Source organism: Mesorhizobium sp. P2_D1 (assembly GCF_056404455.1).
Window position 1 is genome coordinate 333,820 of sequence record NZ_JBFUDZ010000001.1, and the last position, 26,527, is coordinate 360,346.

Below are 26,527 nucleotides of genomic sequence, written 5' to 3' on the forward strand. Positions count from 1 at the left end.
ACACCCATGAGCATCGTCGTTTTCGATCCTGACAGCACCGAGGACGTCGACTTCAAGGATCGCATGCGCCACCCGGCGGCGGCCGATCCGGCCGGCGGCATGTGGCTGTCCGATACCGAGCCGTCCTTCATCGATGCGGATGCCTTGCGAAAAGGCCGGCTGGCCAAACTGCGCGGCTGGATGCGCGAGGCCGGCTATGGCGGCGTCGTGCTGTTCGACCCCTACAACCAGCGCTACGCCACCGGCTCGCGCAACATGTTCGGCTATTTCCTGCGTAACTCGACCCGCTATTTCTTCATCCCCACCGTCGGGCCGATCGTGCTGTTCGAATACCCGCAGAGCTACCATGTCTCGATGGTGCTCGACACGATCGACGAGGCGCGTCCTTCCAAACTGGTCTGGTCGTCGGTGTCAGGCCGCGACGACGAGACATCAGGCCCGTTCGCCGACGAGATCGCCGAGCTTTTGAAGCAGCATGGCGGCGGCTCGATGAAGCTCGGCCTCGACCGCTGCAGCCATCTGCAGGCCCTCGCCCTGGAAAAGCGCGGCTGCGAGGTCCGGGACTGCCAGGGCGAGATCCTCGCCGTGCGCGCGGTCAAGACGCCCGAGGAAGTCAAATGCCTGCAGGTGTCGATGGCCGGCGCCGAGGCCGCCGTCTATGCCGTGCGCGAGGCGATCAAGCCCGGCGTGTCGGAAAACGACCTGTTCGCCATCATGTATGGCGAGGTCATCCGCCAGGGCGGTGAGTTCATCGAGACCCGGCTGTTGACCTCCGGGCAGCGCACCAACCCGTGGTTCAACGAGGCCAGCGGCCGCAAGATCCGGCCCGGCGAATTGTTGGCGCTCGATACCGACACCATCGGCTGCTACGGCTATTATTCCGACTTCTCCCGCACCTTCCGCTGCGGGCCGGGCAAGCCGACGCCCTACCAGAAGTCGCTCTACCGCATGGCGCACGACCAGGTTCAGCACAACATCGGGGTCGTCAAGCCCGGCATGGCCTTCCGCGAGATTGCCGAGAAGGCCTGGAAAATCCCCGACCGCTTCGTCGACCAGCGCTACACCTCGGTCATGCACGGCGTCGGCATGCATGGCGAAACGCCGTTCATCGCCCACGCCATGGATTACGAGACCTATGGCCGCGACGGCCATATCGTGCCAGGCATGGTGGTCAGCGTGGAAAGCTATATCGGCGAGAAGGGCGGCCGCGAGGGCGTCAAGCTGGAGGACGAGATCCTGATCACCGAAACCGGCATCGAACTCCTGTCGCGTTTTCCTTATGAGGATGAGTTTCTGGAGAAGCAGGTTTGACATCCCTCGTCATCCTAGGGCGGAGCAAGGAGCGTAGCGACGCGGCGCAGACCCTAGGATCCATGCCGCGACCTAAGCGCGCTGCTACGGTGCGGAATCTGCTCCGCTGCACCCGTCGATCAACGACACGGCATGGATCCTCGGGTCTGCGCGTCCGCTTCGCTCCCGCTTCGCCCGTGGATGACGAAGTCGGGGAGGCTTCCCCCACGGCTTGCAATAGAACGGCGATGACCAGGAACCCAGGCACATCCGCATGAAAACCCCCATCGCCCTCAAGCGCGGCACGGTGGCCGCGGTGTTCATCGACCTGCAGGAAGAGCACAGGCAGGACCCGCGCTATCTGGTAGAGGGCTTTGCCGGCATCCTCGCCAATGTCCAGCGCCTGCAGGCGGCGGCGCGGCAAAACCATGTGCCGCTCTACCACTGGGCCTACATCGTCGATATCGACAAACAGGATCGGCCCTTTCATCCGCTCGGTGCCGACGGCAAGTCGGCCTTTTCCGACAAAAGCGACCCGCTGACCGAAATCTGCCATGAGGTCGCGCCCGCCAAGGACGAGGCCCTGCTGATCAAGGCCGAGGCCAGCGCCTTCCGCACCGGGCCGGCCGCCCGGGATCTCAAGTCGGTCGGCATCGAATGGCTGGTCGTCGCCGGCGTCTGGACCGAGGCCTGCATCGACGCCACCGTGAAGGATGCCGTCGCCAAGGGCTTTCGCGTGCTGCTGGTCAAGGATGCCTGCGGCAGCGGCAGTACCGCCATGCACCAGACCGGCATTCTCAACCTCGCCAACCGGCTCTATGGCGGCGCGGTCACCGACACCGACGGCGCCTGCCGGCTGCTGGCGGGTGAGAGCGTCACCGCCTGGCAGGTCGAAGGTTCGGTGCCGCTGCGCTTCACTTTTGAAAACGCGGCGGAGCTCTACGCCAAGCTATGATGGCGGGATCAAGCATCAGGCGCGGCAAATACGAAACGCGGCTCGACCCGGCTTTGTGGGCCTATATCGATGCGGTCAACGCCTGGTATCCGCCCGAGATCATCGGCCTGCCGATCGACAAGCAGCGCGCCGTATACGACAGGATGTGCCGGGCCTTCCACCAGGGCCGCCCGCCGGGAGTCAGGGCCAGCGACGGCCTGATCGCCGCCGCCGGCCGCGACATCCCGGTCCGCCGCTACCAGCTTGCCGGCAAGGCGGCAGCGGCGATGGTGGTCTATTATCATGGCGGCGGCTTCATCCTCGGTGGGCTCGACAGCCATGACGACATCTGCGCCGAGATCTGCGCCGGCACCGGCTTCGACGTGCTGTCGGTCGACTACCGGCTGGCACCGGAGCATGTCCACCCCGCCGCCTTCGACGATGCCATGACCGCCTTCGAATGGGCGGCAGCGGCCACCGGCCTGCCGCTGGTGCTGTGCGGCGAAAGCGCCGGCGGCAACCTCGCAGCAGGGGTGGCGCGGGCGACAGGCCGTGGCGCCGCGATCGGCCAGGTGCTGATCTATCCCGGCCTCGACGGCGACGAGCGCGCCGGCTCCTATGTCGAGCACGCCGACGCGCCGCTGCTTTCGCTGCACGATGTCGCCTTCTACCGCGACGTCCGCTCGACCAAGGTGCAACCGCCTGACGATCCGACCTTCTCGCCGCTGAGCGGCCGCGATTTCTCCGGCCTGCCGCCAACGGTGATCGTGTCAGCCGAATGCGACCCGCTGTCGTCGGATGGCGAAGCCTACCGCGACCGCATTCTGGCCGCCGGCGGCAAGGCGTTCTGGCACGAGGAGCCCCGCCTCGTGCACAGCTTCCTGCGCGCCCGGAACACGGTACCGGCGGCGGCGCAGGCATTTGCGCGGATTATTGCGGCGGTTGCGGCGATGGGCCGGGGTGAGTGGCCGTATTGAGCGACTGAGGAGAGGCGCCAACGGGGCGGCGCCAATCTCCCCCCTTGAGGGGGAGATGCCCGGCAGGGCAGAGGGGGGCGTGAAGGAACGCCACGCTTCTGTCCTTCTGTACACCTTGAATCCGTCGCGGGCGCAGCTGGAATTGGCTGAGAGGCTGGCGGGACAGCGCCCCCCTCTGTCCTGCCGGACATCTCCCCCTCAAGGGGGGAGATTGGCTGTCGCGTTCGCTTTCGCCAATTTTCAGACGGCCTCCCCCTGCGGAGCACCGCACAATCATTGCGGAAAACCGAACACTCCCCAACGTCACCCCGCTTTATCATTCGCCTCTCAGGCAATGGCGCCCCGGCGGTCGCGTCCGCCCCCCGCGCCTGTCGACCGGCCGGGGCGCCCAACAAGAGGGAACGACGATGAAATTCATGCTGACCGACCGGAAGCTGCACCCCCGGGCAAAACCCGTCGCCGACGATTTCAAAAAGGGCGGCATCAACCGCCGCGAATATCTCGCGCTGATGGCCGGCCTCGGCGTTAGCGCCGCCGGCGCACTGGCGCTGGGCGGCCTTGCCGCCACCCCGGCCCGTGCCGCCGAGCCCAAGCGCGGCGGCACCTTGCGCGTCGCCATGAACGTCAAGGGATTCAAGGACCCGCGCACCTTCGACGGCGTCGAAATGTCCAACGTCGCCCGTCACTGCAACGAATATCTGGTGCGCTGGAACACCGACTTCTCTTTCGAGCCCTGGCTGCTCGAAAGCTGGGAGGCCAGCGACGACGCCAGGACGCTCACCCTGCATGTGCGCAAGGGCATATCTTGGTCGAACGGCGATGCCTTCAACGCCGATGATGTCATCCACAACCTCACCCGCTGGTGCGATGCCTCGGTAGCCGGCAATTCGGTCGCCGCGCGCATGGGCGCGCTGGTCAATGCCGACACCAAGAAGCTGGTCGATGGCGGCATCCAGAAGGTCGACGACTTCACCATAAAGCTCAATCTGCCCAAACCCGACATTTCGCTGATCGCCGGCATGGCCGACTACCCGGCGCTGATCATGCACCGCTCCTATGAGGGCGACGGCGACCCGCTGAAGGCGCTCGCCATCACCACCGGCCCGTGCGAGCTGGTCAGCTGGAATGCTGAGACCGGCGCCGAGGTGAAGCGCAAGGAGAAGCCGTGGTGGAAGGGCGAATTCTGGCTGGACGGCATCAAATGGGTTGACTACGGCTCCGATCCCAACGCCATGCTGTCGGCCTTCGAATCCGGCGAGATCGACACCGACCACGAGACCGCCTCCGATGCCGTCTCGCAGACCGACAAGATGGGGCTGAAGAATTCCGAGATCGCCACCGGCTCCACCATCGTCGCCCGCTTCAATGTCGGCAACGCGCCCTATGACGACGCCAAGGTGCGCCGCGCCGCCCAGCTCGCCGTCGACAATTCGGCCGTGCTGAAGCTCGGCCTCGACGGCCGCGGCAAGCCCGCCGACAACCACCATGTCGGCCCCATGCACCCTGAATATGCCGACATCGGCCCGGCCAAGCGCGACGTGGAGGGGGCGAAGAAACTACTCGCCGAGGCCGGCAAGGCCGACCATGAGTTCGACCTCATCTCCGTCGAGGTCGAATGGCAAAAGAGCACTGGCGACGCCATCGCCGCGCAGATGCGCGAGGCCGGCCTGAAGATCAAGCGCACCGTGCTGCCGGCCGCCACCTTCTGGAACGACTGGAGCAAATACCCCTTCTCCTGCACCGAATGGCTCGGCCGCCCGCTCGGCGTCCAGGTGCTGGCGCTGGCCTATAAATCCGGCGCCGCTTGGAACGAGAGCGCCTACGCCAATCCGGAATTCGATATGCTGCTCGACAAGGCGCTGGCGATGCCCGACGCCAAAGCACGCAAGGAGATCATGGCCAAGATCGAGCAGAATTTGCGCGAGTCCGGCATCATCATCCAACCCTACTGGCGCTCCGTCTACCGTACCTACCGCAAAGGCATCGAAGGCTGCGAACAGCACCAGGCGCTCGAGCAGCACTTTGAGAAGGTGTGGATTGAGGGCTGAGCTTTTCGGGCGAGACAATCCCCAAGCCACCGCTGATCTTCCCTTCTCCCCCTGTGGGACTGAAGGGCGGGCGAGGCCCGTGACTCGCCCAGGGCGGTGGATTGCCGCAAAGCGGCAAGACGGGTGAGGGTGTTCCAGCTTGGCGATACATCAACAGCGCGGCACGCCGCTCACCGCCCAGGCCTCACCAAGGTCCAGATCCACCCGATGAAGGTCAGCACCAGGAACGGATAGCCGGCGGTGGGCAGCGGCGACGAGGTCGGCAGCAAGGGCGTGCCCCACAGGATCATGCCCACCGAGGCGACAAACAGCACGGCAGCCACGATGGCGGTGAGCCGCATCCAGATCGCAAAAGTATTCGGCGCGCTGACCATGACCAGCCCCGCCGCCCAAAGCGAGATGCCGCCGGCATAGGAGGGAACGCTGGCCTGCAGGCCCGCCGCATTGCCGGCAAGCAGCAGGCTCTCGCCCGCAAGGAAGGTCAGGAACCCGGCCGCAACGCAGTCATTGCCCAGCCGCTGATACTTCATCGTCAGCAGCGCTGTCGCCACCACCAGGGCCACGCCGTCGATCGCCCACAGCGATTCGCGCAGCGCGTCGCTCGCGACGAAAGTGCCGGCAATTCCCAAGGCGCCACCGATGGCGAGGCCGATCGCGGCAACAGTGTCCAGATTGGAACGCATTTTTATGTCTCCCCCAAGCCGTGCGGAGGATACGCCCACGCGGTGCATTCTCAAAGGGAGCTGTGCGAAAGCGAAGCAGAGTGTCGAGAGGTTACCGTTTGCCTCTGGCGATCCAGTGGCGGGGCAAAATGGCCGGCGCGAATGCCGGTGAGGGCAGCTGCCTGAGCCCGCGCCGGCCACTGGCGAACTGATTAAGGTCCGCCGCCCGATTTTTCTACCGCTCCGGCGCTGCAGGATCAACCAACTCAGGGTTGGTGCGGACTCGTACCAACCTTCCCTGGCATCATTTGTTATTGCGGGAACTGGGTGTCGTCCGCGCGATGATCGGGAAAGCCGTGTGCGTCCAGCACACCTGAAAGCTGCAGTCAAACGCCCCGCACATCATGAACAGCCCGAAGCCGACACAGCCGAGCGCCACCAATCCGTTCTGGGACAGGGATCATACTTGATCCTGAAATGGCTGCGAGCTTGCGGAGATTTGAAGACAACAAGCTTCACTAGGTCTGTCAGCAGATAGGCGACCGGCTTCTCAATCCCCCATCTTCAAGGCCTGGATAAACGCCTCCTGCGGGATGTCCACCTTGCCGAACTGGCGCATCCGCTTCTTGCCTTCTTTCTGCTTGTCCAGCAGCTTGCGTTTGCGCGAGACGTCGCCGCCGTAGCATTTGGCGGTCACGTCCTTGCGCAGCGCCGAGATGGTTTCGCGGGCGATGACCTTGCCGCCGATGGCGGCCTGGATCGGGATCTTGAACAGATGGTGCGGGATCAGCTCCTTGAGCTTCTCGCACATCTGCCTTCCGCGCTTTTCCGCCGCCGTGCGGTGCACCAGCATCGACAGCGCGTCGACCGGCTCCTCATTGACCAGGATCGACATCTTCACCAGGTCGCCTTCTTTGTAGTCGGTGAGGTGGTAGTCGAACGAGGCATAACCCTTGGAGATCGACTTCAGCCGGTCGTAGAAATCGAAGACGACTTCGTTGAGCGGCAGATCGTAGGTCAGCATGGCGCGCTTGCCGACATAGGACAGGTCGGCCTGGATGCCGCGCCGGTCCTGGCAGAGTTTCAGGATGCCGCCGAGATAGTCGTCGGGCGTCAGGATGGTGGCGCGGATCCACGGCTCCTCGATCGCCGAGATCTTCACCACATCGGGCATGTCGGCCGGGTTGTGCAGCTCCTTCATCGAGCCGTCGGTCAATAGCAGCCGGTAGACGACGCTCGGCGCGGTGGCGATCAGGTCGAGGTTGAACTCGCGCTCCAGCCGCTCCTGGATGATTTCCAGATGCAAGAGGCCAAGGAAGCCGCAGCGATAGCCGAAGCCGAGCGCCGCACTGGTTTCCATTTCATAGGAGAAGGAAGCGTCGTTGAGGCGCAATTTGCCGACCGCGGCGCGCAGATCCTCGAAATCGGCGGCGTCGACCGGGAACAGGCCGCAGAACACCACCGGCTGTGCCGGCTTGAAGCCGGGCAGCGCCTTGGCGGTGGCGCGCTTGTCCTCGGTGATGGTGTCGCCTACGCGGGTGTCGGCCACTTCCTTGATCGAGCCGGTGAAGAAGCCGAACTCGCCGGGGCCGAGCTCGTCGACATTGATGCGGGCCGGCGTGAACACGCCGGTGCGCTCGACCAAATATTTGGCGCCGGTGCCCATCATACGGATGGTCTGGCCCTTTTTCAGCACGCCGTCGATGATGCGCACCAGCACGATGACGCCGAGATAGGCGTCGTACCAGCTGTCGACCAGCATCGCCTTCAAGGGGGCCGTGGCGTCGCCCTCGCGCGGCGGCGGCAATTGGTGGACGATGGCCTCCAACACGTCGGGAATGCCTAAGCCGGTCTTGGCCGAGATCAGCACGGCGTTGGAGGCGTCGATGCCGATCACCTCCTCGACCTGCTCGCGGATGCGCTCGGGCTCGGCGGCCGGCAGGTCGACCTTGTTCAGCACCACGACGATCTCGTGGTTGTTGTCGATCGCCTGGTAGACATTGGCCAGCGTCTGCGCCTCGACGCCCTGCGAGGCGTCGACCACCAGCAGCGAGCCCTCGCAGGCGGCCAGCGAGCGCGACACTTCATAGGCGAAGTCGACATGGCCGGGCGTGTCGATCAGGTTGAGGATATAGTCCTCGCCATTGTTGGCACGGTATTTCAGCCGCACGGTCTGCGCCTTGATGGTGATGCCGCGCTCGCGCTCGATGTCCATCGAGTCCAGCACCTGTTCCTTCATGTCGCGCAGCTCCAGCCCGCCGGTCAGCTGGATCAGCCGGTCGGCAAGCGTGGATTTGCCATGGTCGATATGGGCGACGATGGAGAAATTTCGGATGTGGTCGAGGGGCGTGCTCATGGCGGCGCTTTAGCAGGGGCTTGTTGCTGCGGCAAGCGCTGTACCGCTGCGGGGGCAAGCGCCTCAAACCTCTGACAGGTCCAATCTGTGACGGAAACCACCAATTGTCGAAGTCGCCGCCGCCCCTCATCGCCCTGCCGGGCACTTCTCCCCGTATAGTGACGGGGAGAAGTGGCTGACCGCAACGACGGCGCTCGTCTTGCAACGCTGGTGATTGGCGAAACCGGCGATGACAATGCCCTCTCCCCGTCACTATACGGGGAGAGGATGCCGGCAGGCAGGTGAGGGGCGGCGCCGACGTCCGGAGAACGGTGGTTACCGCTACAAGCGCGGGAACTTGTCGGCTTTATCGGGGGATGTCGCGGAAAGTCGATAAATTTTAACCAAGTGCGTTAGAGCAATATTCGTGACTGCCATGTTAGCCCGTGGAGATATTCGTTTGTAAGGATCACGACATGCGGGGGTTAGCAGGCAGGTTTGTCAGGTCGAGGAGCGGCTCGTTCACGCCGATCCTCATCTTCGCCATGATGCCGATTATTGCCGCCATCGGCTTCTCGGTCGACTACACCTCGGCGGTCCAGACCAGGTCGGACATGCAATCGGCGCTCGATGCCGGCATCCTGTCGATCACCACGATGGCGACGACCTCGACGCTGGCGCAGCGCCAGGTGGTGTTGCAGGATTCCTTCGCCGCCAATGGTGCACCGACGGGGGCCACCGCGACGCTGAACAGTTTCGTGGTCGGCACTGACGGCACCGCCACCGCGCAGGCCACGGCAAATTATTCCATGCCGACCGTTTTCATGCAGATCGCCAGGATCAACACTGTGCCGGTCGCCGTCGCGTCGGCGGTGAGCAAGTCGCCGGCGCTGGTGCAGACCACCTTCAAGGTAACCGGGGTGTCAGGTTACTGGAACAAGACGATGACGCTCTACGGCACGCAATTCGGTGCCACGGTGGCCAAACCGCTGATGACGATCAACTATACCTATGGCAACACCAAGGATCCCAAGGGCTACGGCACCACCACCGTCAACACAATCACCAATTCGGGCGGCCAGGACGTCACCACGATGGTCCAGAAGCAGGTCTGCTCCGTCGGCAACAATCCGCCGAACGGAGTGTCGGTCAAGACCGATGCGAGTGGTACGAAATATTACTGCGTCGATACGATGTATCCTTCCACTGGCTCCGGCGCGGTGATCGATGTCAGCCAGATGAGCGGTCTCTACCTGCAGATGGACGTGCCATCGGGCAACCCGACAAAGCTGATGTCGAACGATCCGAACACCTCCAACCGGCTCTACAATGGGGTGAGCGCGAACGGCCTGACGGAGATCGCGACCGGGCAGAACGTCGACATCTTCAGCATCGTGCCCTGCGGCATTCCGGGCTATCAGGCCTGGGAGGACGGCGGCAATGCGGTGCCGGCACCAGCCTCCAATGCCGACTTCTTCTACACCGTCACCGGCAAGTGCGACTTCAACAAGCGGCCCTCCGAGACGATGCTGACGCAGTAGGCGGGGCGCGAGACTCACCCAGGGCGGTGGATCGGCGCCCGACGCCGAGACGGATGCTGGACGGAACGCAACGGCCGGCTAATCTGGCGCTATGCCGCATCAACCCGTCTCCCCTGCCAAACGCAGCTTTGCCCGTTCGCTCCGACGCGAAATGACAGAGGCGGAAGACAGGCTGTGGCATCAACTGCGTGACCGCAGGCTCGATCGAATAAAATTTCGGCGCCAGGTCCCTGTCGGAAAATACATTGCCGATTTCGTTTGCGTTGAAGCTGGCCTGATCATCGAGGTCGATGGCAGCCAGCACGCGGAATCGGATTCTGATCGGATCCGCAAGTCTGAGCTAAAGGCACGAGGCTTTCGCATCCTGCGCTTTTGGAACGACGATGTTCTGAAGGACTTGAACGCAGTCTGCGATACGATCATCGCCTATGTGCGGGACACAAGTCTGCAGCCCTGGCGGTAAGGGCGCCGCCTTCCCTTCTCCCCTTGTGGGAGAAGGTGTCGCCGCAGGCGACGGATGAGGGGTGGTCCAGAAAGCACCAACGCCTCATTCCGTCCAACACCCCTCATCCGTCTCGGCGCTGCGCGCCGATCCACCTTCTCCCACAGGGGGAGAAGGAAAGGCGCTATCGACAACGATCACAAACCGGTGAGCGCTGTAACAAAGCCTCGGCCGGCGGCGAAGTGGGGACATGAGCGGCGCATCGGGGCGCCGTCACCCACGGAGCCAGCCGATGTCGCGTTCCTGCAAGTCACTCGTCGTGTCCAGCCTCGGCGCGCTCGCGCTCGCCACGTCGCTCGGTGCGGCGCAAGCCCAGCCGCTCACCGTGGTGGAGTTGTTCACCAGCCAGGGCTGCTCGTCCTGCCCGCCGGCCAACGCCAATCTGATCAAGGTCAAGGACCAGCCGGATGTGTTGGCGCTGTCGTTCAACGTCACCTACTGGGACTATCTCGGTTGGAAGGACACATTCGGCCGCCAGGAATTCACCCAGCGCCAGGTCACCTACGAGCCCTCCCTCGGCCATGACGGCCCGTTCACCCCGCAAGTGGTGGTCAATGGCCGCGCCGATGTCGTCGGCGCGGCACCCGGCGAAATCCAGCAGCTGATCTCGAGCACCGACCGCGCCAGCGGCCCGTCGCTGTCGCTCGACGGCGGCAAGGTCAGCATCGGCGCCGGCGCGGCGCCGGGCGGCCGGGCCGATGTCTGGCTGGTGCACTATGCCAAGGGTGTCGTCGAGGTGCCGGTGGCGCGCGGTGAAAACACCGGCCGCACCTTGCCGCACGCCAATGTCGTGCATTCGCTGGAGAAGCTCGGCAGCTGGACCGGTGACGCGACGGCGCTGAATGTGCCGGCCGCTTCAGGCGGGCTCAGCACCGCCGTGCTTGTCCAGTCGCCGGGCGGCGGACCGATCCTGGCCGCCGCGACCAACTGAAATTCCCTGAGCATGAGCCCGGTAAGGATCATGCCCAGACAACGACCCGCGCAACGCCGCAGGAGCGGCGCCGCGACAACCCGGCCCACCGAAAGAGGTGCGCCATCATCCCCAACCGCAAGGAGACCATCATGACGACTTTTTCCCGGATGACGCTGCCGGCACTGGCTCTCGCTTTGTGCTCGACGGCACTGTTTGCCGGCGGCATCGCCCGCGCCGACGACGCGACCAACGCCATGAAGCCCGCCGTCAACGCCATGAAGCCGGCGACCGACGCGATGAAACCGGCCGACGCCATGGCACCCGACGCGATGAGCACGAACGCCATGAAGCCCGCGGACAACGCCATGAAGCCAGCCGCCGATGCCATGAAGCCGGCAGCCGATGCGATGAAGCCGGCAACGGACGCCATGAAGCCGGCAACGGATGCCATGGCCCCGGCCAACTAGGGTTGACGCTGCTTCCGGCTTCGGTCCTGGTACCAGGACCGGATCTGGACGCACGTGAAAGTGAGGCTTCGGCCGCAACTGACCCGTCGCATGATCCCCTCTTATCCAATAGACTCCACATGATGGACGTCACAGGAGCTCAGCCATGACCGACATTCGAAAACCAGTCGCCAGACGACAGTCGAATTTTGCCAGGAGCGCGCTCGCCGCGTTGGCGCTTGCCGCCGTGGGCGCCGCCTTCTGGCTGACGCCGGCGGTTTCCGCCGAGGACGCGGTGGTCATCCCGCCGCCGTCGATCGACGAGAAGGCGACCAGCGGCAGCGAGAAGGCGATCTTCGCCGGCGGCTGCTTTTGGGGCGTGCAAGGCGTCTTCCAGCACGTCAAGGGCGTCAGCAAGGCGGTCTCCGGCTACACCGGCGGCAGCAAGGACACCGCCGTCTACGAGACCGTCGGCTCAGGCAGCACCGGACATGCCGAATCCGTCGAGATCACCTATGATCCGTCTGTTGTCACCTATGGCCAGCTGCTGCAGGTCTATTTCTCGGTCGCCCACAACCCGACCCAGCTGAATTTCCAGGGTCCCGATTCAGGCACGCAGTACCGCTCGACGATCTTTGCCGAAAACGATGCGCAAAAGAAGATTGCGCAGAGCTACATCGCCCAGCTCGACCAGGCCAAGGTCTTCCCCAAGCCGATCGTCACCACGCTGGAAACCGGCAAGACCTTCTATCCGGCCGAGAACTACCACCAGGACTTTTTGACCCTGAACCCGACCTATCCCTACATCGTCTACAACGACCTGCCCAAGGTGGCGAACCTCAAGCAGCTGTTCCCGGCGCTGTACAGCGAGAAGCCGGTGCTGGTGCTGTCGGCGAGCAACTGAGCTGATTTTGAAAGTGGGCGGGCCGGGTGTGATGGACAACGAGCGTCGGCGATCCTTCCCACCCCCCTCTGTCCCGCCAGCATCCAAGGTTGTACGGCCGCGGGCTGAGATGTCACGGTCCGGGTGCGCCTACGCCCTTGCGCGACAGCAGACTCCAGCGCACCCTTTCCCAGCGTCAAATTGGCGTCTGGTCGACTGCGGGCGACCGAGTCGTCAGCGATCCCACCGGTCGTAGTCTCGCCAGTCCCGCCGCGTCTGCCGCTCCGGCAAGCCGATATCGTGCCTCAGATGGTCGCTTTCCGGTGGCAAGCGGCGCTTGCCCAGCAGTTGCGCGGGCAGCTCCACCGCGATCCGCCATAGACGGCCGGGCAAGGAGGGCGCGCGGCCGCTGTTTGCCATGGCCGCGACACTGGCCGGCATGCCGCCATTGCCGCCTCGAGCGATCGGATCTTCATCAGCGGTAAAAGTAAGGTTCAAGAACCCTCACCTCCGTGATCTTGTCGACCGGCAGCGAGTTCATCTGGGCGGTGCTGCGGATCGCCTCCGGCGAGGGCGCGTCGTAGACGCAGAAGGTGTGCTTCTTGTCGGGCGACACGAACGACTGCACCCAGGTCACGCCTTTCTCCGCGTTGCGCATGATGACGCCGCCCAGCGCATCGGCGCCGGCTTCGTTCATCGGCACGTTGAGGCCATCCGGAAATGTGCGTTCAATCAGGTAACGGGGCATGGGAGGCTTCCTTTTCCGTTGCTTCACGCTCGATTTTGAGCGCGGTTGGACAAAGATCACGCTCGCAAAGGACGCGCATCGGAGCCTTTCCCCATGTTAGGCGGGACGATTCCCCATGTTAACGACGTTCAGTGTTGGAGCCACAAAGCAGATACCGCGCCGGGTTATCCTGGCGGGCGAACTGGGCTGCGGCGGCAGTAACCGGGATCCACCATGAGCGAATGACCATGCTTCTGGAACGGCAGACACAGCTGGCGCAACTGGACAGCCTTCTCGCGGAAGCCGCGCGCGGCCGTGGTCACGTCGCGGCTTTGTCGGGCGAGGCGGGTGCCGGCAAGTCGGTGCTTGTCGATGCCTTCGTCGGCGGTGCCGGCCAGGAGGCGCGCATCTTCCGCAGCGCTTGCGAGGACCTGTCGATCCCCGATCCGCTCGGCCCGCTCTACGATCTTGCGCGCGAGGCGCAATGGGCGATGCCACAGGCGGTAGACGCCCGGCAGGGACAGCGGCTGCCGCTGTTTTCCGACGCGCTGGATGTCTTCGAGGCGAGGACGGGCGCAACATTGCTGGTGATCGAGGACCTGCACTGGGCCGATGACGCGACGCTCGACTTCGTCCGCTTTCTCGGCCGTCGCATTGCCAACACCCATATCCTGCTGCTGGTGACGGCACGTACCGATCGCAGCGAGGGGCAGATGCGCGTGCGCCGGGCGCTGGGTGAAATTCCGTCGGGCAGCGTCGCGCGCATCGACGTGCCGCTTTTGAGCGAAGCAGCGGTGCTGTCGCTCGCCGATGCCGCCGGCCGCGACGGCGATGCCATCTACCGGGCCACGGCCGGCAACGCCTTTTTCGTCACCGAACTGTTGAGCGCCGAAAATGAAACAGCGCTGCCGGCCAGCGTGCGCGATGCGGTGCTGGCGCGCGCCGAACGCCTGTCGGTTGGCGCCCGCTCGATGCTCGACGCGGTCTCGGTGTTCCCGAGACGGGCCGACGCCTGGGCCCTACAGGGCCTGTGCGGCGTGGCCAGTGCCGGCCAGCTTGCGGAATGCGTCTCGAATGGCCTGCTGGACGATCTGGGCGACGGCTATGCCTTCCGGCACGAAATCGCCCGCCGCGCCATCGAGACGATGCTGACGACAAGCCACAGAAGAGAGTTCAACCAGCGCGCCCTGACAGCGATGCTCGAAAAGGGCGACATTGCCACCGCGCGCCTGGTGCACCACGCGGTCGAGGCGCACAATCTGGAGGCGGTGCGCGAACTGGCACCGGTCGCCGCCCGGGAGGCTTCCCGCATCGGCGCGCATCGCGATGCCGCCGGCTACTACGAGGTCGCCTTGCGACAGGCTGACGGCCTGCCCATGGAAGAGCGCGCCGGCCTCTACGAGAACTATGCCTTCGAATGCCACCTGATCGGCCGGATCGCCGAGGCCATCGAGGCTCAGCAGCAGGCGGGCGCTCTGCAGCGCGCGCTGGGCAATACGCTGAAGGAAGGCGACAGCCTCAGATGCCTGTCGCGTTTCGCCTATCTGATGGGCGACCGTCAGGCCGCCGATCTGTTCGGCGCCCAGGCGGTCGCGTTGCTGAAGACCGCACCGGCCGGGCCGGAACTGGCCATGGCCTACTCCAATCTCTCGCAGCTGGCGATGCTGGCCGAAAGGCTCGACGAGACATTGTCGTTGGGCGACAAGGCGATCAGGCTCGCCGAACAGGTGGATCGGCCGGACATCGTCTGCCACGCGCTCAACAATGTCGGCGCTGCCGAACAATGGCTGGACCTGCCCAGCGCGCGGCTGCACCTTGCCCGCAGTCTCGAAATCGCGCTCGAGCAGAATTTCCAGGAACACGTGGCGCGTGCCTTCACCAATTGCGCCTGCAGTGAAATGAACCAGTTGGACTACAACCAGGCTCAGTCCTTTCTCGATCGCGGCATCGACTATTGTGTCGAGAACGACCTGGCGACCTGGCGTGACTACATGCGCGGCGTGCGGGCGCAGTTGCTGCTGCGTTACGGACGATGGGACGAGGCGGCTGCCGAAGCGCTGGAAGTCGTCGCCAACGACCATGCAGCCGCGTTGGTGCGCTATCCCGCCTTGGTGGCTCTGGCGAAATTGCGCCTGCGCCGCGGCGATCCTTCAGCCGAGCCGCTTCTGGCGGAAATGAAGCGGTTTCTCGAAAAGGGTGCTGAGCTGCAGAGGCTGCTGCCCTATGCGGCGGTCGTCGCCGAACAGGCATGGCTGGGCGAGGCGGAAGAGGACGAGGCGCTGCGGCTGATAGACCTTGCCGAAAGCCTTTCACCGAAGCCTGCGGTCTTTGCCGAACTGGCCAGCTGGCGGCGTTTGCTGGTGCCGGCGATTGGCCCAGGCGACACGTCGGGCATGGCCGCGCCCTACCGGATGCTTCTGGAAGGCGACTGGCAAGGGGCGGCGGATTTGTGGGCCGCGATGGACGCTCCCTTCGAACGTGGGCTTGCCCTGGTTCAGGGCGATGAGGCGGCGCAGCGCTCGGCGCTCGAGATATTCGAAGACCTCGGCGCCAGGCCGGTCGCCCAGCACGTGCGCGACCTCATGCGGCGAAACGGTGTCAATCACATCGCGCGGGGACCGCGCCGCACCACGCGCGCAAACAGCGCCGGGCTGACCCTGCGCCAGATGGAAGTGCTGCAACTGATCGAGCGCGGCTTCTCCAACAAGCGGATTGCCGACCACCTCGCCATTTCGCCGAAGACGGTCGACCACCACGTCTCGGCGGTTCTGGGAAAACTGGACGCCATCTCCCGTGGCGAAGCCACGGCTGCGGCACGCGACTCGGGGCTGATCTGAAGCACCGCACCTGCTTGATCTGCAGGATGGCCATTTGCGACCGGTAAGGGCCGTCAGTCGTAGGTCAAATCCGTCGCCTTGCCGCCGAACACCCGGTAGGCATAGAACGAATAGAAGATGATGACAGGCAGCACGACCACCGTGCCGGCCAGGATGATGGCCAGGCTTTCCGGCGCAGAGGCCGCCTGCCAGATGGTCAGCCTGTCGGGCACCACGAATGGATAGAACGACCAGGCAAGACCGGCAAAGCCGAGCGCGAAGATCGCGGCCAGCGTCAGGAACGGCGTCAGCGAATGGCGGTCGTCGGGCCTGGGCAGATGAAAGGTCTGCCGCCACAGCCACAGGAACAACAGTGCCGACAGGATCGGCAGCGGCGACAGATAGAGCATCGCGGGAAAGACGAACCATTTGTCGAAGATGCGCGGGCTGGCGAACGGCGTTGCCAGCGACACCGCGGCCATGCCGAGCGCGGTCAGCACAAGGGCGGTGCGCAACCAGCGCACGGCCTTCTTCTGCAGATCGCCCTCGGTCTTGTAGATCACCCAGGCGGCACCCATCGCCGCGTAAGCCGCGGCAAGGCAGAGCGCCACCAGCGCGCCGAACGCCACGCCGCCCGGGCCGACATCGAGGCCGAGCACATAAACGCCCAGCATATAGCCCTGCGCCAGCGAGGCGATGACCGAACCTAGGAAGAAAATACGGTTCCAGCGATGCTTCTTGCCGCTCGGCACCTTGGCGCGAAAATCGAAGGCGACGCCGCGCAGGATCAGCCCGATCAAGAGCACGAACACCGGGATGTAGAGCGCGGTCAGGATGACGCCATGCGCCACCGGGAAGGCGACCAGCAACAGGCCGACGGCCAGCACCAGCCAGGTCTCGTTGGCGTCCCAGAACGGACCGATGGCCGCGACCATCGTGTCCCGCTCGGTGTCTTCGGCGGCGGCGAACAAGATGCCGATGCCGAGATCGAAGCCGTCGAGTATGACGTAGATCAGGATGGCGAGGCCCATCAGGCCGGCGAAGATCAGGGGCAGCAGGGTTGGCCAGTCGAAGGTCATTGTCTTCTCCTCACTCGCCGGCCGCCGGCTGCGACAGGGCAGCGTTCATCACGCCCGGCAGCGGCGATGAATCGCCGTCCTTCGCCGCCTTCAGCGCCAGGTGCACCAGCACGCCGAGATAGGCGATCAGCAAAAGCACATAGAGGATGAGGTAGATGGCCAGCGTCAGCGCGACATGGCTGCCCGCCACCGGCCCGACCGCGTCGGCGGTTTTCAGCACGCCGGTCACCAGCCAGGGCTGGCGGCCGATCTCGGTGGTGTACCAGCCGGCCAGCGTCGCCAGCCAGCCCGACAGCGCCATCGGCACCATCAGCATGGCGAGCGGCCTCGGCAGGCTGTGCCGGCGCTTGAGGAAGAAGGCGGCCGACCAGGAAACCGCAAGCATCAGCAGTCCCGTGCCGACCATGATGCGGAAGCTCCAGAAGATCGGAAAGACCGGAGGATGGTTGCCTGGATAGTCGTTCAGCCCCGGCACCACGCCGCTGGTGCGGTGCCGCAGCACCAGGCTGGCGCCGTCGGGAATGGCGATCTCGAACCTGTTTTCCTTCGCCGCCTCGTCGGGCAGGGCGAAGAGCACCAGCGGCACGTTGGGGCCGGTGTTCCAGTTGGCCTCCATGGCGGCGATCTTCTGCGGCTGGTGCTCCAGCGTGTTCAGCCCGTGCTGGTCGCCGGCGAAGATCTGGATCGGGATCAGGATCGCCGCGGTGAAGACGCCGGTGCGCAGCGCCTTCCACATCGATTCCGAGCGGTCGCCATAGAGATAGCGCAGCGCCGACAGGCCGGAGATCAGGAACGACACCGTCAGGCCGGAGGCGAGCAGCATATGGACCAGCCGGTAGGGCATCGACGGGTTGAAGACGATCGCCCACCAGTCGACGGCGTGCGCGACGCCATCGCGTATCTCGAAGCCGGCCGGCGTCTGCATCCAGGAATTGAGCGCGATGATCCAGAACGCCGAGAGGGTCGTGCCGCCTGCCACCAGCACCGTCGCCAGCGTGTGGATGCGGTTGGAGACGCGGCGGAAGCCGAACAGCATGATGCCGAGGAAGGCCGCTTCGAGGAAGAAGGCGGTGAGGATCTCGTAGGCCAGCAGCGGCCCGGCAATGTTGCCGACCTTTTCCATGTAGCCCGGCCAGTTGGTGCCGAACTGGAAGCTCATGGTGACGCCTGACACCACGCCCATGGCGAAGGACAATGCGAACACCTTCACCCAGGTGAAATAGGCGCGCATCCAGGCGGAATCGTTTGTCGCGTTGTAGCGGAGCTTGAAGAACAGCAGCACCCAGCCAAGCGCAATGGTGATCGTCGGAAACAGGATGTGGAACGAAATATTCGCGCCAAATTGCATGCGCGACAGGATGAGCGGGTCCATGGTGGGCTCCGGCTGCTTCTAATGTGGCAAGAATAAGCCCGTCGCGCCTGTCGGTCAAAGCGGCGTCCCGCCGCGAGGCGGAACGCCGCAGCGCCCGGGCAAGATGACGCATGCGTGCTGCTGTGTCGGATTGCAACCGCCGCCGGCCTGGACCGGCCGGCCTGCGACGACTGTCGAGAACTGTCAGCAGCGGCGTCGACTTGCGGTTGCACGCACCGGCATTCGGCCTATATCAGGGGACCTCTTTCAAGCAGCCGTTTTCAGCCATGCCCTCCATCCTGTCCATTTCCGGGGTCTCCAAGACCTACGCCACCGGCTTCACCGCGCTCAAGGAAGTCAACCTCGATATCGAGCGCGGCGAGATCTTCGCGCTGCTCGGCCCCAACGGCGCCGGCAAGACGACGCTGATCTCGATCGTCTGCGGCATCGTCAATCGGTCGTCGGGCACCGTCACCGTCGACGGTCACGACATCAACAGGGACTACCGCGCCGCGCGCAGCCTGATCGGCCTGGTGCCGCAGGAACTGACCATCGACGCCTTCGAGAGCGTCTGGGCGACTGTCAATTACAGCCGTGGCCTGTTCGGCAAGCCGGCCAACCCGGCCTTCGTCGAGAAGGTGCTGCGCGATCTGTCGCTATGGGAAAAGAGGGACGCCAAGGCGATTACGCTGTCGGGCGGGATGAAGCGCCGGCTAATGATCGCCAAGGCGCTGTCGCATGAGCCGCGCGTCCTGTTCCTCGACGAGCCGACCGCCGGCGTCGATGTCGAATTGCGCCAGGACATGTGGGCGATGGTGCGCCGGCTGCGCGAGGACGGCGTCACCATCATCCTGACCACCCACTATATCGAGGAAGCCGAGGCGATGGCCGACCGCGTCGGCGTCATCAACCGTGGCGAGATCATCCTGGTCGAGAACAAGGCTGAACTGATGCACAAGCTCGGCCGCAAGCGGCTGGTGATGGAGCTGCGCAGCCCGCTGACGGCAATTCCCGAAACCTTCTCGCGCTATGCGCTTGAGCTGTCGCCGGATGGCGGGCAGTTGACCTACACCTATGACAACCAGGCCGAGCGGCCAGGCGTCGCCTCGCTGATCCGCGATCTCGAGGCCGGCGGCATCCAATTCCGCGACATCGACACGCAAAACAGTTCGCTCGAGGAGATCTTCGTCGATCTGGTGAGGAGAGAGCCATGAACCTGCGTGCGGTATGGGCGATCTACCGGATGGAAATGGCGCGGGCCTTCCGCACCGTGCTGCAGAGCATCGTCTCGCCGGTCATCTCTACGTCGCTCTATTTCGTCGTCTTCGGCTCGGCCATCGGCTCGCGCATCACCGAGATCGACGGCATCAGCTACGGCGCCTTCATCGTGCCGGGGCTGATCATGCTGTCGCTGCTGACGCAGTCGATCTCCAACGCCTCCTTTGCCATCTACTTCCCGAAATTCGTCGGCTCGATCTACGAGCTCCTGTCGGCGCCGGTGTCCTATCTGGAGATCGTCATCGCCTATGTCGGCGGTGCCGCGACCAAGTCGATCCTGCTTGGCCTGATCATCCTGGCCACCGCCTCGCTGTTCGTCCCGCTGACCATCCAGCACCCGTTCTGGATGGTTGGCTTCCTGGTGCTGACGGCGGTGACCTTCAGCCTGTTCGGTTTCATCATCGGCATCTGGGCGAAGAGCTTCGAGCAATTGCAGCTGGTGCCACTGCTGATCATCACGCCGCTCACCTTCCTCGGCGGCAGCTTCTATTCGATCGACATGCTGCCCGGCATCTGGCGCACTGTGACGCTGTTCAACCCGGTCGTCTATTTGATCAGCGGGTTCCGCTGGAGCTTTTTCGGCAAGTCCGATGTCTCGGTCGGCGTCAGCCTCGGCATGACGATCGTCTTTCTGCTGGTCTGCATAGCGATCGTCGCCTGGATCTTCAGGACCGGTTACCGGCTAAGGAACTGACCGATTAGATCGCCTTGACCAGCCGCAGCAGCCCCAGCATCTCCACATATGTCCCCTTGCGAAAGGCGATGTAGACTGGCTCCTCAACACCGTGGAAGCGGCGCTTGAACGCCGCCTGGCCTTGCAGGTTGAACCTGCGGCGGTTGACCCATGGCGAAGAGTAGGCGCGCTGGAAGGCATTGCGCCAGAAATCGCTTTCGGCAAACCCGCTCGGGACCACATCGAGCATCGGCGACAGGCCGAGAGTGACCACCGAGATGCCTTGCTCGCGGAAACGGTCGACGGCGAATTTGGTCAGGCCGATCTCGGCGTGCGGCGAGGCGTCGATATGCTTGCGCTTGAACGCCGTGGTGTAGCCGATCACCTTGCCGTCGCGAAACAGCGGGTCGAAGTCGAGCAGTGCGACCAGTCCGCCATCGGGGCCGTGCAGGACGAAACGGCGCATGTCGGTGCCGAGATGGTCGGCGAAGGGGCGGTTGAGAAAGCCCATCTCCCAGCGTTTGACGATGCGGTCGCCGCGCCAGTTTTCGGAAAGCCGGGCGATTTCGTCGAGGTGGACAGTCCGCTTGTCCTCGTCGAACCAAAATCCCTTCTTCAACAGCCAGCGCTCGGAATAGCGTACGGTCTCGTTGCGCTTTCCGGAAAAATCATGGTCGGGCAGGTTGAGGCGGGTGTCGATGCCGAGGCGATTGATCTTGTAGCCGAGCCCGGCCAGCACCCGCGCCGTCTCCTCGCCGATCTGCACGAACCACGGGCTGCCGGCGGTTTCGACGAAGCGTCTGATGTAATCGGGCCGCAGCATTGGAGCCACCACGGGATCGCCGAGCGCGAAATGGCGCCCCATCTTGGTGCCGAAGGCGATGTAGCCGTCGGCGTCGCCGAAATAGGAAAGCTTGCCTTGCACGGCGGTCGAATAGGCAAGCGAGAAGTCACCATGGCGGCGAACAAGCGCCAGGCGCTCGACATGGGTCAGCCTCTGCCGCGCCACCTTTGGCGCGACGTCCTCAAGGATTTTGTCGAAATAGATCCGCAAGGAGGGCATGGTCGAAATTCCGCGAGCCGCCTACAGCGCCGCGCCCAGGACGCGCAAAGGTGCTGTAACACTTTGATTCTGCGCATGACCCCGGAAATCGACTCGATTTCGGGCATGCACGTGGGGGAATAGCAGAGACCCGCCAGCCCCAGGGCCTCGAATCAATCACATTGCCGCGACCTGATTACCGCTGATATCGCGCATATGCCATATAGTGCGCAATCGCGGACGGCGCATGCTCGAAATTCGGGTTCGATTCGCGATATATAAATCAACCGCAGGATCGAGCCGCCGCGGCCTCCCTTGGCGACCACGGGAAGCGTGGCGTCGGAAGGGTCGAATGGAGATCAGAGAAGGAATGGCTGAGACGACCATCAGACCGGTGACGAACGAACCGGTCGAGCCGGCGATCGTCGTCGGCGCCGGTGCCGCCGGGCTGGCCGTCGCACATGCCTTGATGAACGCCGGCGTGCCCACGGCGATCCTGGAAAAGGAAAGCCGCCTGGCCGAGCCCTGGCACCGGCGGCATCGGCAATTGCATCTCAACACCCATCGCGATCTGTCTTCTCTGCCCGGTCTTGCCTATCCCCAGGGCACGCCTGCCTTTCCGCATAAGACTGTCGTCATCCGCCATATGAATGATTTCAGGGAGGAGAACCGGCTCCCGGTGCAGTTTGGCGTTGCTGTCGAAGAAATCGTCTTCAAGGGCGATCACTGGGCGCTGCTGACCAGCGCCGGACTGCGCCTGGCCCGCCATGTCGTCATCGCCACCGGCCGCGACAGGCAGCCCTTCATTCCCGAATGGAAAGGCATGACGGGTTTCGCCGGCCGCATCATCCACGCGGCGGATTTCGGCGACGCACGGGACTATGCCGGCAAGAAAGTGCTGGTCGTCGGCGCCGGCAATTCGGGCTTCGATACGCTCAATCATCTGGCCGGCATAAACACGGCCGCCATCTGGCTGTCGGCCCGCAACGGCCCCGCGCTGCTGCCCAAGCGGTTCGGCAAGATCGCCGTGCACCGGCTTTCGCCGTTTATGGCACGCTTGCCCTTGCGCGTCGCCGATGCGGTGATGGCGGCAACGCAGCGCCTGGTTTTCGGCGACCTGACCAAATTCGGCATGCCGCCCGCGCTTTCGGGTGGCGCCAGCCGCCTGACCTCGGACTACACCGCGATCGCCTCCGATGACGGCGCCGTCAGCGCCATAAAGGCCGGCAAGATCGTTGTGGTGCCGGCGATACGGGAATTCGCCCGCGACGGCGTGATCCTTGCCAATGGCAACCTGATCCATCCCGACATCGTCATTGCCGCGACAGGCTACCGCACCGGCCTGGAGCCCATGGTCGGCAAGCTCGGCGTCCTCGACAAAAAGGGCGTTCCGCTCTTCAACGGCGGGCAAGGCGATTCGAGATGGCCCGGCCTGTGGTTCACCGGCATGCGGCCGAGCATTCGCGGCTGCTTCGCCAATGCCGGCATCATGGCCAAGGCGATCACCAAACGGATTGCCAGCTCCGCTGGCACCTCTCACCAAACCGGCGATTCACGCTGATTTCGGCTCGAGCCTCCGGAAGCCGACTGCCTCCTTCAGCATGTCCTCTTCGACCATGCCGGCATTGTGCAGCGCCAGCAGGGTGAGAGCCAGTTCGCGCGCCTCGGCCGATTCGGGATGCGCTTCGCGGCGCCGGCAGGCTTCGTCGAACACGCGTTGCAAGGTGGCGACTTCGGCAGGTTTGAGCAGGCCACGGTCATAAACGGACTTCGGCATGGCAATCTCCTGGTAATGACCTAGGGCGCCATGTGTAAATTGCCAATCTTTCCCGGGGCTTGAAAGATTTGACGCAAAAAAGGAGGGGCTTCGGCTCGCCTTACCCCCCTGAGATTGCAGTGCCTGTTATCAAACAGCGATCTTGCCGCCGCCCTGTTTGGTGATGGCGACGACCGCCGGCCGCACCGGCATGTCAGGCTTGAAGTCGGGCCAGCGCGTCGATAGGTCCTCATAGTAGGACGGGCGGCCGAACGCTTCCCAGTCCTCGCCGCCGTCACCCGGATGCTGGACGGCGACAAAGGCGGTCTGATCGTCAGGGGCGAACAGCGGGCCACACATTTCGGCGCCGATCGGCACGCGGAAGAACAGTTTCGAGGTTGCCCGCGCCGAGCCTTCGGTGTCGACCGCCCACAGCCCATCGGTGCGGCCGGTGGTCTTTGGGCTCTGGCCGTCGGTGGCGACCCACAGGCGTCCGGCTGAATCGACCGCGCAATTGTCGGGCATGCCGAACCAGCCATTGGCCGTCGTCGCCGTCGAGAAGGTGGCGCCGACATCGGCAACCGCCGGATCGCCACATTTCAAAAGCACTTCCCACTTGCCCTTGGTGGCAGTGAAATCGCCGCCGTCCTCGGCGATCTCGATGATGTGGCCGAAAGCGTTTTCGGCGCGCGGGTTGGCGGCATCGACCTGGTCTGCCTTGCGCTTCGAATTGTTGGTCAGCATGACATAGACCTTGCCGTTGACGGCATTGGGCTGGATGTCCTCTGGGCGGTCCATCTTGGTGGCGCCGAGCAGGTCGGCGGCGCGTCGTGTCTCGATCAGCACGTCGGCCTGGCTGGCAAAGCCGTTTTCGGCAGTCAGCGGACCCTGGCCGAAGACGATCGGCAGCCACTCGACGGAGCCGTCTTCGGCGAACTTGGCGACATGCAGCGTGCCGTCGTCGAGCAGATCCTTGTTGGCCGCGAGGTCATTGGGATTGAACTTACCGCTGGTGACGAACTTGTAGGCATAGTCGAAGCGCTCGTCATCGCCGAGATAGAAGACGACGCGGCCATCCTTGGCGACGATCGATTCGGCGCCCTCGTGCTTGAAGCGGCCCATGGCGGTGCGCTTCCTCGGCGTCGAGGTCGGATCGTTGACATCGACCTCGACGATCCAGCCGAAGCGGTTGGCCTCGTTCGGTTCCTTGGCCAGGTCGAAGCGGTCATAGTGCGCCGCCCATTCATAGGCGCCTTCGGGAATGCCGAGGCGCTTGTAGTTGGCGGCTTCCTTGTGGCCCTCGGGCAATTCTCCGGAGAAATAGCCGTGGATGTTCTCTTCGGCCATCACATAGGTACCCCACGGCGTGACGCCGCCGGCGCAATTGTTGAAGGTGCCCAAAACCTTCGTGCCGGACGGGTCGGCATTGGTCTTGACGCGGTCATGGCCGGCAACCGGGCCGGACAGCGCCATTTCGGTGTTGGAAGTAATGCGGCGGTTGAGCTTGCCGTCGCGCACCACTTGCCATTTGCCGCCGTCCTTGCGGATCTCGACGATGGTGCCGCCATGCGCCGCCATCTCGACATCGACCTGTTCCTTGCTGAGCGGCGCGACGTCGGCCGACTTCTTGCCGTCCTTCTCGACGATCTTGACGATGCCCGGGAACATCAGATGCGGGTTGGTGTATTCGTGGTTGACGACCAGCAGGCCGTGTTCGGCCGAACCGTCGATCGCGATGTAGCCGACATAGTCGTTGTTGTAGCCGAACTGTTTCGCCTGCGCCTGCGCCGATTGCTTGGTCGGGTCGAACTCCGGCGAATCGGCAAACAGCGGATCGCCCCAGCGCAACAGCACATCGGCATCGTAGCCCGGCGCGACATGGTGCTTGTCGTCGATGCCGGCCTCCAGCTCGTCGAACGCGAAGGCGGAGCCTTCGGCGGCCCGGGCCTGGTCGGCGCTGACCAGCGCCAGCGGGCTGACGGTGGCGGCGATCGCCGAGACGGCCAGCGAGCCTTTCAGGAAACCACGGCGCGAGAACCGCGCGGCGATGATCTCGCCCATGGTGCGGTTGTCGGTGGGATTGGTGGCCGGTCCGGCGTTTTCTTCGAGCAGGCTGGTGCGGAATTTGGCGTCGGGGGAGCGATGTTCGGTCATCTGGCTTGCCTCTGGCTTTGCGGGTGGCTGGAGCGTGTTGCCTGTTCAACCCCCTTATAGTCACCTGATCACATTTTCGTGACATCAAAAGCCTTTCAGCCGCGACAGCATTCTGAGACGTCGGCTAAGCACTCTGCGAGCAGCACGTAACACTGGGACAAAGGTCCCTTGTCAGGTCCGGCAAAGGTCCCTTGGCGGCACCGCATCGGTCGTGGGCCGGTTACGCGAGGCCGCCATGTCGGCGATGGTGGGTCCCTTGCGAAAACGCCGGCGGTGAAATCCGCCTGCCTGAAATCCGCCTGCCTGATCGAAGAGGAGACCAGGATGCGCAGATCGATCGCGACCCGCTGTTGCTGGCTGGCGCTGAGGGCGACCTCGGCACTGGCGCTGGCCATCGCCCCCTATCAACTCGCTTTCCACGGCTCTGGTCCGGGCATCGTTGCCGCAAGCGCGCATGCCAAGGATGGCGGACATGGCAGTGGCGGTGGCGGCGGTGGAAACGGCAGCGGCGGGAGCGGCGGCAGTGGCAACAGCAGCGACGGAAACGGTAACTCCGGAAACGCTGGCGGAGACAATGGCGCCGGCGACGATCACGGCGCAGCCGGCAATTCCGGGGTCGGCAAAGGTCACGACGATGATGGAGATCACGTCAATGCGAAAACCGGCGACAGGGTCGAAGTAGACGGCAACACAATCGAGGTCGAGCATCCCGACGGCATCACGGAAGAGATCGAGAACGGCCGTTTCCAGATGAAGGATGCACTCGGCCGCACGATTGTCGAACGTCCGGCGACTGCAAACGACATCAGTCGTCTTCGGGCCTTGTGAAGCAGAAGGCCCTGTGAGGCAGGTCAACCGGGGAACGACCAGTTTGACAAGTCACCTCCGCCGCCCCCGGCGGAGGTGACTTGATGTTCGGCGGCATCAGGTAAGCCAGCTTCCAGTCGGCGATGGCGGTCGCCGCCGTCCATACAACGCATATATTAGCACAAGCTTGGGACTTTAGTCCAATCTTGCGCTTGCAAAGGTCCTGGGTGACAAGCGCAACGGTCGGATACGGCTTTCGGGTATCTTTTCTTTCGGCGATGCTGGTGCAACTCCAACGTCGACGGTGGCACGC

At 64.1% G+C, this 26,527-nt stretch carries 23 protein-coding genes; 14 read left to right on the forward strand and 9 right to left on the reverse strand.

The window, feature by feature from the left end; all coding sequences use genetic code 11:
- The first annotated feature begins 6 nt into the window (after nt 1–6).
- The 4 genes from AC1D0I_RS01640 (at nt 7) to AC1D0I_RS01655 (ending at nt 5,249) form a co-directional block, all read left to right on the forward strand.
- Nucleotides 7–1,311: a M24 family metallopeptidase gene (locus AC1D0I_RS01640; protein ID WP_477392624.1), complete on the forward strand. Its 1,305-nt coding sequence runs from the start codon at nt 7–9 to the stop codon at nt 1,309–1,311.
- Nucleotides 1,312–1,564: 253 nt separating this feature from the next.
- A complete protein-coding gene (locus tag AC1D0I_RS01645) occupies nt 1,565–2,245 on the forward strand; it encodes an isochorismatase family protein (RefSeq protein WP_477392626.1) in 681 nt (226 codons plus the stop codon).
- Nucleotides 2,245–3,201: an alpha/beta hydrolase gene (locus AC1D0I_RS01650; protein ID WP_477392628.1), complete on the forward strand. Its 957-nt coding sequence runs from the start codon at nt 2,245–2,247 to the stop codon at nt 3,199–3,201. Before AC1D0I_RS01645 ends, AC1D0I_RS01650 begins: the two co-directional genes overlap by 1 nt.
- Before the next feature lie 407 nt (nt 3,202–3,608).
- Complete coding sequence (locus AC1D0I_RS01655) at nt 3,609–5,249, forward strand: ABC transporter substrate-binding protein (protein WP_477392629.1); 1,641 nt, start codon at nt 3,609–3,611, stop codon at nt 5,247–5,249.
- 170 nt (nt 5,250–5,419) lie between these two features.
- Here AC1D0I_RS01655 and AC1D0I_RS01660 read toward each other — a convergent pair whose 3' ends face one another.
- Together AC1D0I_RS01660 and lepA are read right to left on the reverse strand one after the other, a co-directional pair.
- Nucleotides 5,420–5,932 (reverse strand): hypothetical protein, encoded by a 513-nt coding sequence (locus AC1D0I_RS01660; RefSeq protein WP_477392631.1) that lies wholly within the window; start codon nt 5,930–5,932, stop codon nt 5,420–5,422.
- A 529-nt stretch (nt 5,933–6,461) separates the two neighbouring features.
- The gene (gene lepA / locus AC1D0I_RS01665) at nt 6,462–8,267 is read right to left on the reverse strand and encodes a translation elongation factor 4 (protein ID WP_477224817.1); all 1,806 of its coding nucleotides are present in this window, start codon (nt 8,265–8,267) and stop codon (nt 6,462–6,464) included.
- Between the two features lie 455 nt (nt 8,268–8,722).
- On the opposite strand from lepA, the gene AC1D0I_RS01670 reads away from it, so the two are divergent.
- The 5 genes from AC1D0I_RS01670 to msrA all read left to right on the forward strand — a co-directional run bounded on the left by AC1D0I_RS01670 (nt 8,723) and on the right by msrA (nt 12,552).
- Entirely contained in the window at nt 8,723–9,787 is a 1,065-nt protein-coding gene (locus AC1D0I_RS01670) for a TadE/TadG family type IV pilus assembly protein (protein ID WP_477392632.1), read from the forward strand.
- A 91-nt stretch (nt 9,788–9,878) separates the two neighbouring features.
- Complete coding sequence (locus tag AC1D0I_RS01675) at nt 9,879–10,250, forward strand: endonuclease domain-containing protein (RefSeq protein WP_477392634.1); 372 nt, start codon at nt 9,879–9,881, stop codon at nt 10,248–10,250.
- A 271-nt stretch (nt 10,251–10,521) separates the two neighbouring features.
- Complete coding sequence (locus AC1D0I_RS01680) at nt 10,522–11,220, forward strand: DUF1223 domain-containing protein (protein ID WP_477392636.1); 699 nt, start codon at nt 10,522–10,524, stop codon at nt 11,218–11,220.
- A gap of 131 nt (nt 11,221–11,351) precedes the next feature.
- Nucleotides 11,352–11,669: a hypothetical protein gene (locus AC1D0I_RS01685; RefSeq protein WP_095084372.1), complete on the forward strand. Its 318-nt coding sequence runs from the start codon at nt 11,352–11,354 to the stop codon at nt 11,667–11,669.
- 145 nt (nt 11,670–11,814) lie between these two features.
- On the forward strand, nt 11,815–12,552 hold the full coding sequence (msrA, locus tag AC1D0I_RS01690) for a peptide-methionine (S)-S-oxide reductase MsrA (RefSeq protein ID WP_477392638.1): 738 nt from the start codon (nt 11,815–11,817) through the stop codon (nt 12,550–12,552).
- A 213-nt stretch (nt 12,553–12,765) separates the two neighbouring features.
- On the opposite strand, the gene AC1D0I_RS01695 is transcribed toward msrA, so the two are convergent.
- Nucleotides 12,766–13,029: a hypothetical protein gene (locus AC1D0I_RS01695; RefSeq protein WP_477392640.1), complete on the reverse strand. Its 264-nt coding sequence runs from the start codon at nt 13,027–13,029 to the stop codon at nt 12,766–12,768.
- Nucleotides 13,007–13,279 (reverse strand): DUF4242 domain-containing protein, encoded by a 273-nt coding sequence (locus AC1D0I_RS01700; RefSeq protein WP_095083851.1) that lies wholly within the window; start codon nt 13,277–13,279, stop codon nt 13,007–13,009. Before AC1D0I_RS01700 ends, AC1D0I_RS01695 begins: the two co-directional genes overlap by 23 nt.
- A gap of 221 nt (nt 13,280–13,500) precedes the next feature.
- On the opposite strand from AC1D0I_RS01700, the gene AC1D0I_RS01705 reads away from it, so the two are divergent.
- A complete protein-coding gene (locus tag AC1D0I_RS01705) occupies nt 13,501–16,095 on the forward strand; it encodes an ATP-binding protein (RefSeq protein ID WP_477392641.1) in 2,595 nt (864 codons plus the stop codon).
- A gap of 53 nt (nt 16,096–16,148) precedes the next feature.
- Here AC1D0I_RS01705 and AC1D0I_RS01710 read toward each other — a convergent pair whose 3' ends face one another.
- Both AC1D0I_RS01710 and AC1D0I_RS01715 read right to left on the reverse strand, forming a co-directional pair.
- Nucleotides 16,149–17,153: a cytochrome d ubiquinol oxidase subunit II gene (locus tag AC1D0I_RS01710; protein WP_477392643.1), complete on the reverse strand. Its 1,005-nt coding sequence runs from the start codon at nt 17,151–17,153 to the stop codon at nt 16,149–16,151.
- Nucleotides 17,154–17,163: 10 nt separating this feature from the next.
- Entirely contained in the window at nt 17,164–18,525 is a 1,362-nt protein-coding gene (locus tag AC1D0I_RS01715; RefSeq protein ID WP_477392645.1) for a cytochrome ubiquinol oxidase subunit I, read from the reverse strand.
- 266 nt (nt 18,526–18,791) lie between these two features.
- Between AC1D0I_RS01715 and AC1D0I_RS01720 the strand changes: the two genes are divergently transcribed.
- Complete coding sequence (locus tag AC1D0I_RS01720; RefSeq protein WP_477392647.1) at nt 18,792–19,718, forward strand: ABC transporter ATP-binding protein; 927 nt, start codon at nt 18,792–18,794, stop codon at nt 19,716–19,718.
- Nucleotides 19,715–20,476 (forward strand): ABC transporter permease, encoded by a 762-nt coding sequence (locus tag AC1D0I_RS01725; protein WP_095083847.1) that lies wholly within the window; start codon nt 19,715–19,717, stop codon nt 20,474–20,476. Before AC1D0I_RS01720 ends, AC1D0I_RS01725 begins: the two co-directional genes overlap by 4 nt.
- Nucleotides 20,477–20,480: 4 nt before the next feature.
- Here AC1D0I_RS01725 and AC1D0I_RS01730 read toward each other — a convergent pair whose 3' ends face one another.
- Entirely contained in the window at nt 20,481–21,518 is a 1,038-nt protein-coding gene (locus AC1D0I_RS01730) for a phosphatidylglycerol lysyltransferase domain-containing protein (RefSeq protein WP_457151287.1), read from the reverse strand.
- A 349-nt stretch (nt 21,519–21,867) separates the two neighbouring features.
- On the opposite strand from AC1D0I_RS01730, the gene AC1D0I_RS01735 reads away from it, so the two are divergent.
- The gene (locus AC1D0I_RS01735; RefSeq protein WP_477392649.1) at nt 21,868–23,058 is read left to right on the forward strand and encodes a flavin-containing monooxygenase; all 1,191 of its coding nucleotides are present in this window, start codon (nt 21,868–21,870) and stop codon (nt 23,056–23,058) included.
- On the opposite strand, the gene AC1D0I_RS01740 is transcribed toward AC1D0I_RS01735, so the two are convergent.
- Nucleotides 23,050–23,274, reverse strand: a complete 225-nt coding sequence (locus tag AC1D0I_RS01740; RefSeq protein ID WP_477392650.1) for a hypothetical protein — start codon at nt 23,272–23,274, stop codon at nt 23,050–23,052. The genes AC1D0I_RS01735 and AC1D0I_RS01740 overlap by 9 nt on opposite strands.
- Before the next feature lie 129 nt (nt 23,275–23,403).
- Nucleotides 23,404–25,407, reverse strand: a complete 2,004-nt coding sequence (locus AC1D0I_RS01745) for a PhoX family protein (RefSeq protein WP_477392652.1) — start codon at nt 25,405–25,407, stop codon at nt 23,404–23,406.
- Nucleotides 25,408–25,731: 324 nt separating this feature from the next.
- On the opposite strand from AC1D0I_RS01745, the gene AC1D0I_RS01750 reads away from it, so the two are divergent.
- Complete coding sequence (locus tag AC1D0I_RS01750) at nt 25,732–26,235, forward strand: hypothetical protein (RefSeq protein ID WP_477392654.1); 504 nt, start codon at nt 25,732–25,734, stop codon at nt 26,233–26,235.
- The last annotated feature ends 292 nt before the right edge of the window (nt 26,236–26,527 follow it).

Excerpts from the sequence above, each read along its gene's own strand:
- AC1D0I_RS01640 (WP_477392624.1), top strand. The coding sequence starts at position 7 with ATGAGCATCGTCGTTTTCGATCCTGACAGCACCGAGGACGTCGACTTC.
- AC1D0I_RS01645 (WP_477392626.1), top strand. The coding sequence starts at position 1,565 with ATGAAAACCCCCATCGCCCTCAAGCGCGGCACGGTGGCCGCGGTGTTC.
- AC1D0I_RS01650 (WP_477392628.1), top strand. The coding sequence starts at position 2,245 with ATGGCGGGATCAAGCATCAGGCGCGGCAAATACGAAACGCGGCTCGAC.
- AC1D0I_RS01655 (WP_477392629.1), top strand. The coding sequence starts at position 3,609 with ATGAAATTCATGCTGACCGACCGGAAGCTGCACCCCCGGGCAAAACCC.
- AC1D0I_RS01660 (WP_477392631.1), bottom strand. The coding sequence starts at position 5,932 with ATGCGTTCCAATCTGGACACTGTTGCCGCGATCGGCCTCGCCATCGGT.
- lepA (WP_477224817.1), bottom strand. The coding sequence starts at position 8,267 with ATGAGCACGCCCCTCGACCACATCCGAAATTTCTCCATCGTCGCCCAT.
- AC1D0I_RS01670 (WP_477392632.1), top strand. The coding sequence starts at position 8,723 with ATGCGGGGGTTAGCAGGCAGGTTTGTCAGGTCGAGGAGCGGCTCGTTC.
- AC1D0I_RS01675 (WP_477392634.1), top strand. The coding sequence starts at position 9,879 with ATGCCGCATCAACCCGTCTCCCCTGCCAAACGCAGCTTTGCCCGTTCG.
- AC1D0I_RS01680 (WP_477392636.1), top strand. The coding sequence starts at position 10,522 with ATGTCGCGTTCCTGCAAGTCACTCGTCGTGTCCAGCCTCGGCGCGCTC.
- AC1D0I_RS01685 (WP_095084372.1), top strand. The coding sequence starts at position 11,352 with ATGACGACTTTTTCCCGGATGACGCTGCCGGCACTGGCTCTCGCTTTG.
- msrA (WP_477392638.1), top strand. The coding sequence starts at position 11,815 with ATGACCGACATTCGAAAACCAGTCGCCAGACGACAGTCGAATTTTGCC.
- AC1D0I_RS01700 (WP_095083851.1), bottom strand. The coding sequence starts at position 13,279 with ATGCCCCGTTACCTGATTGAACGCACATTTCCGGATGGCCTCAACGTG.
- AC1D0I_RS01705 (WP_477392641.1), top strand. The coding sequence starts at position 13,501 with ATGACCATGCTTCTGGAACGGCAGACACAGCTGGCGCAACTGGACAGC.
- AC1D0I_RS01710 (WP_477392643.1), bottom strand. The coding sequence starts at position 17,153 with ATGACCTTCGACTGGCCAACCCTGCTGCCCCTGATCTTCGCCGGCCTG.
- AC1D0I_RS01715 (WP_477392645.1), bottom strand. The coding sequence starts at position 18,525 with ATGGACCCGCTCATCCTGTCGCGCATGCAATTTGGCGCGAATATTTCG.
- AC1D0I_RS01720 (WP_477392647.1), top strand. The coding sequence starts at position 18,792 with ATGCCCTCCATCCTGTCCATTTCCGGGGTCTCCAAGACCTACGCCACC.
- AC1D0I_RS01725 (WP_095083847.1), top strand. The coding sequence starts at position 19,715 with ATGAACCTGCGTGCGGTATGGGCGATCTACCGGATGGAAATGGCGCGG.
- AC1D0I_RS01730 (WP_457151287.1), bottom strand. The coding sequence starts at position 21,518 with ATGCCCTCCTTGCGGATCTATTTCGACAAAATCCTTGAGGACGTCGCG.
- AC1D0I_RS01735 (WP_477392649.1), top strand. The coding sequence starts at position 21,868 with ATGGCTGAGACGACCATCAGACCGGTGACGAACGAACCGGTCGAGCCG.
- AC1D0I_RS01740 (WP_477392650.1), bottom strand. The coding sequence starts at position 23,274 with ATGCCGAAGTCCGTTTATGACCGTGGCCTGCTCAAACCTGCCGAAGTC.
- AC1D0I_RS01745 (WP_477392652.1), bottom strand. The coding sequence starts at position 25,407 with ATGACCGAACATCGCTCCCCCGACGCCAAATTCCGCACCAGCCTGCTC.
- AC1D0I_RS01750 (WP_477392654.1), top strand. The coding sequence starts at position 25,732 with ATGCGCAGATCGATCGCGACCCGCTGTTGCTGGCTGGCGCTGAGGGCG.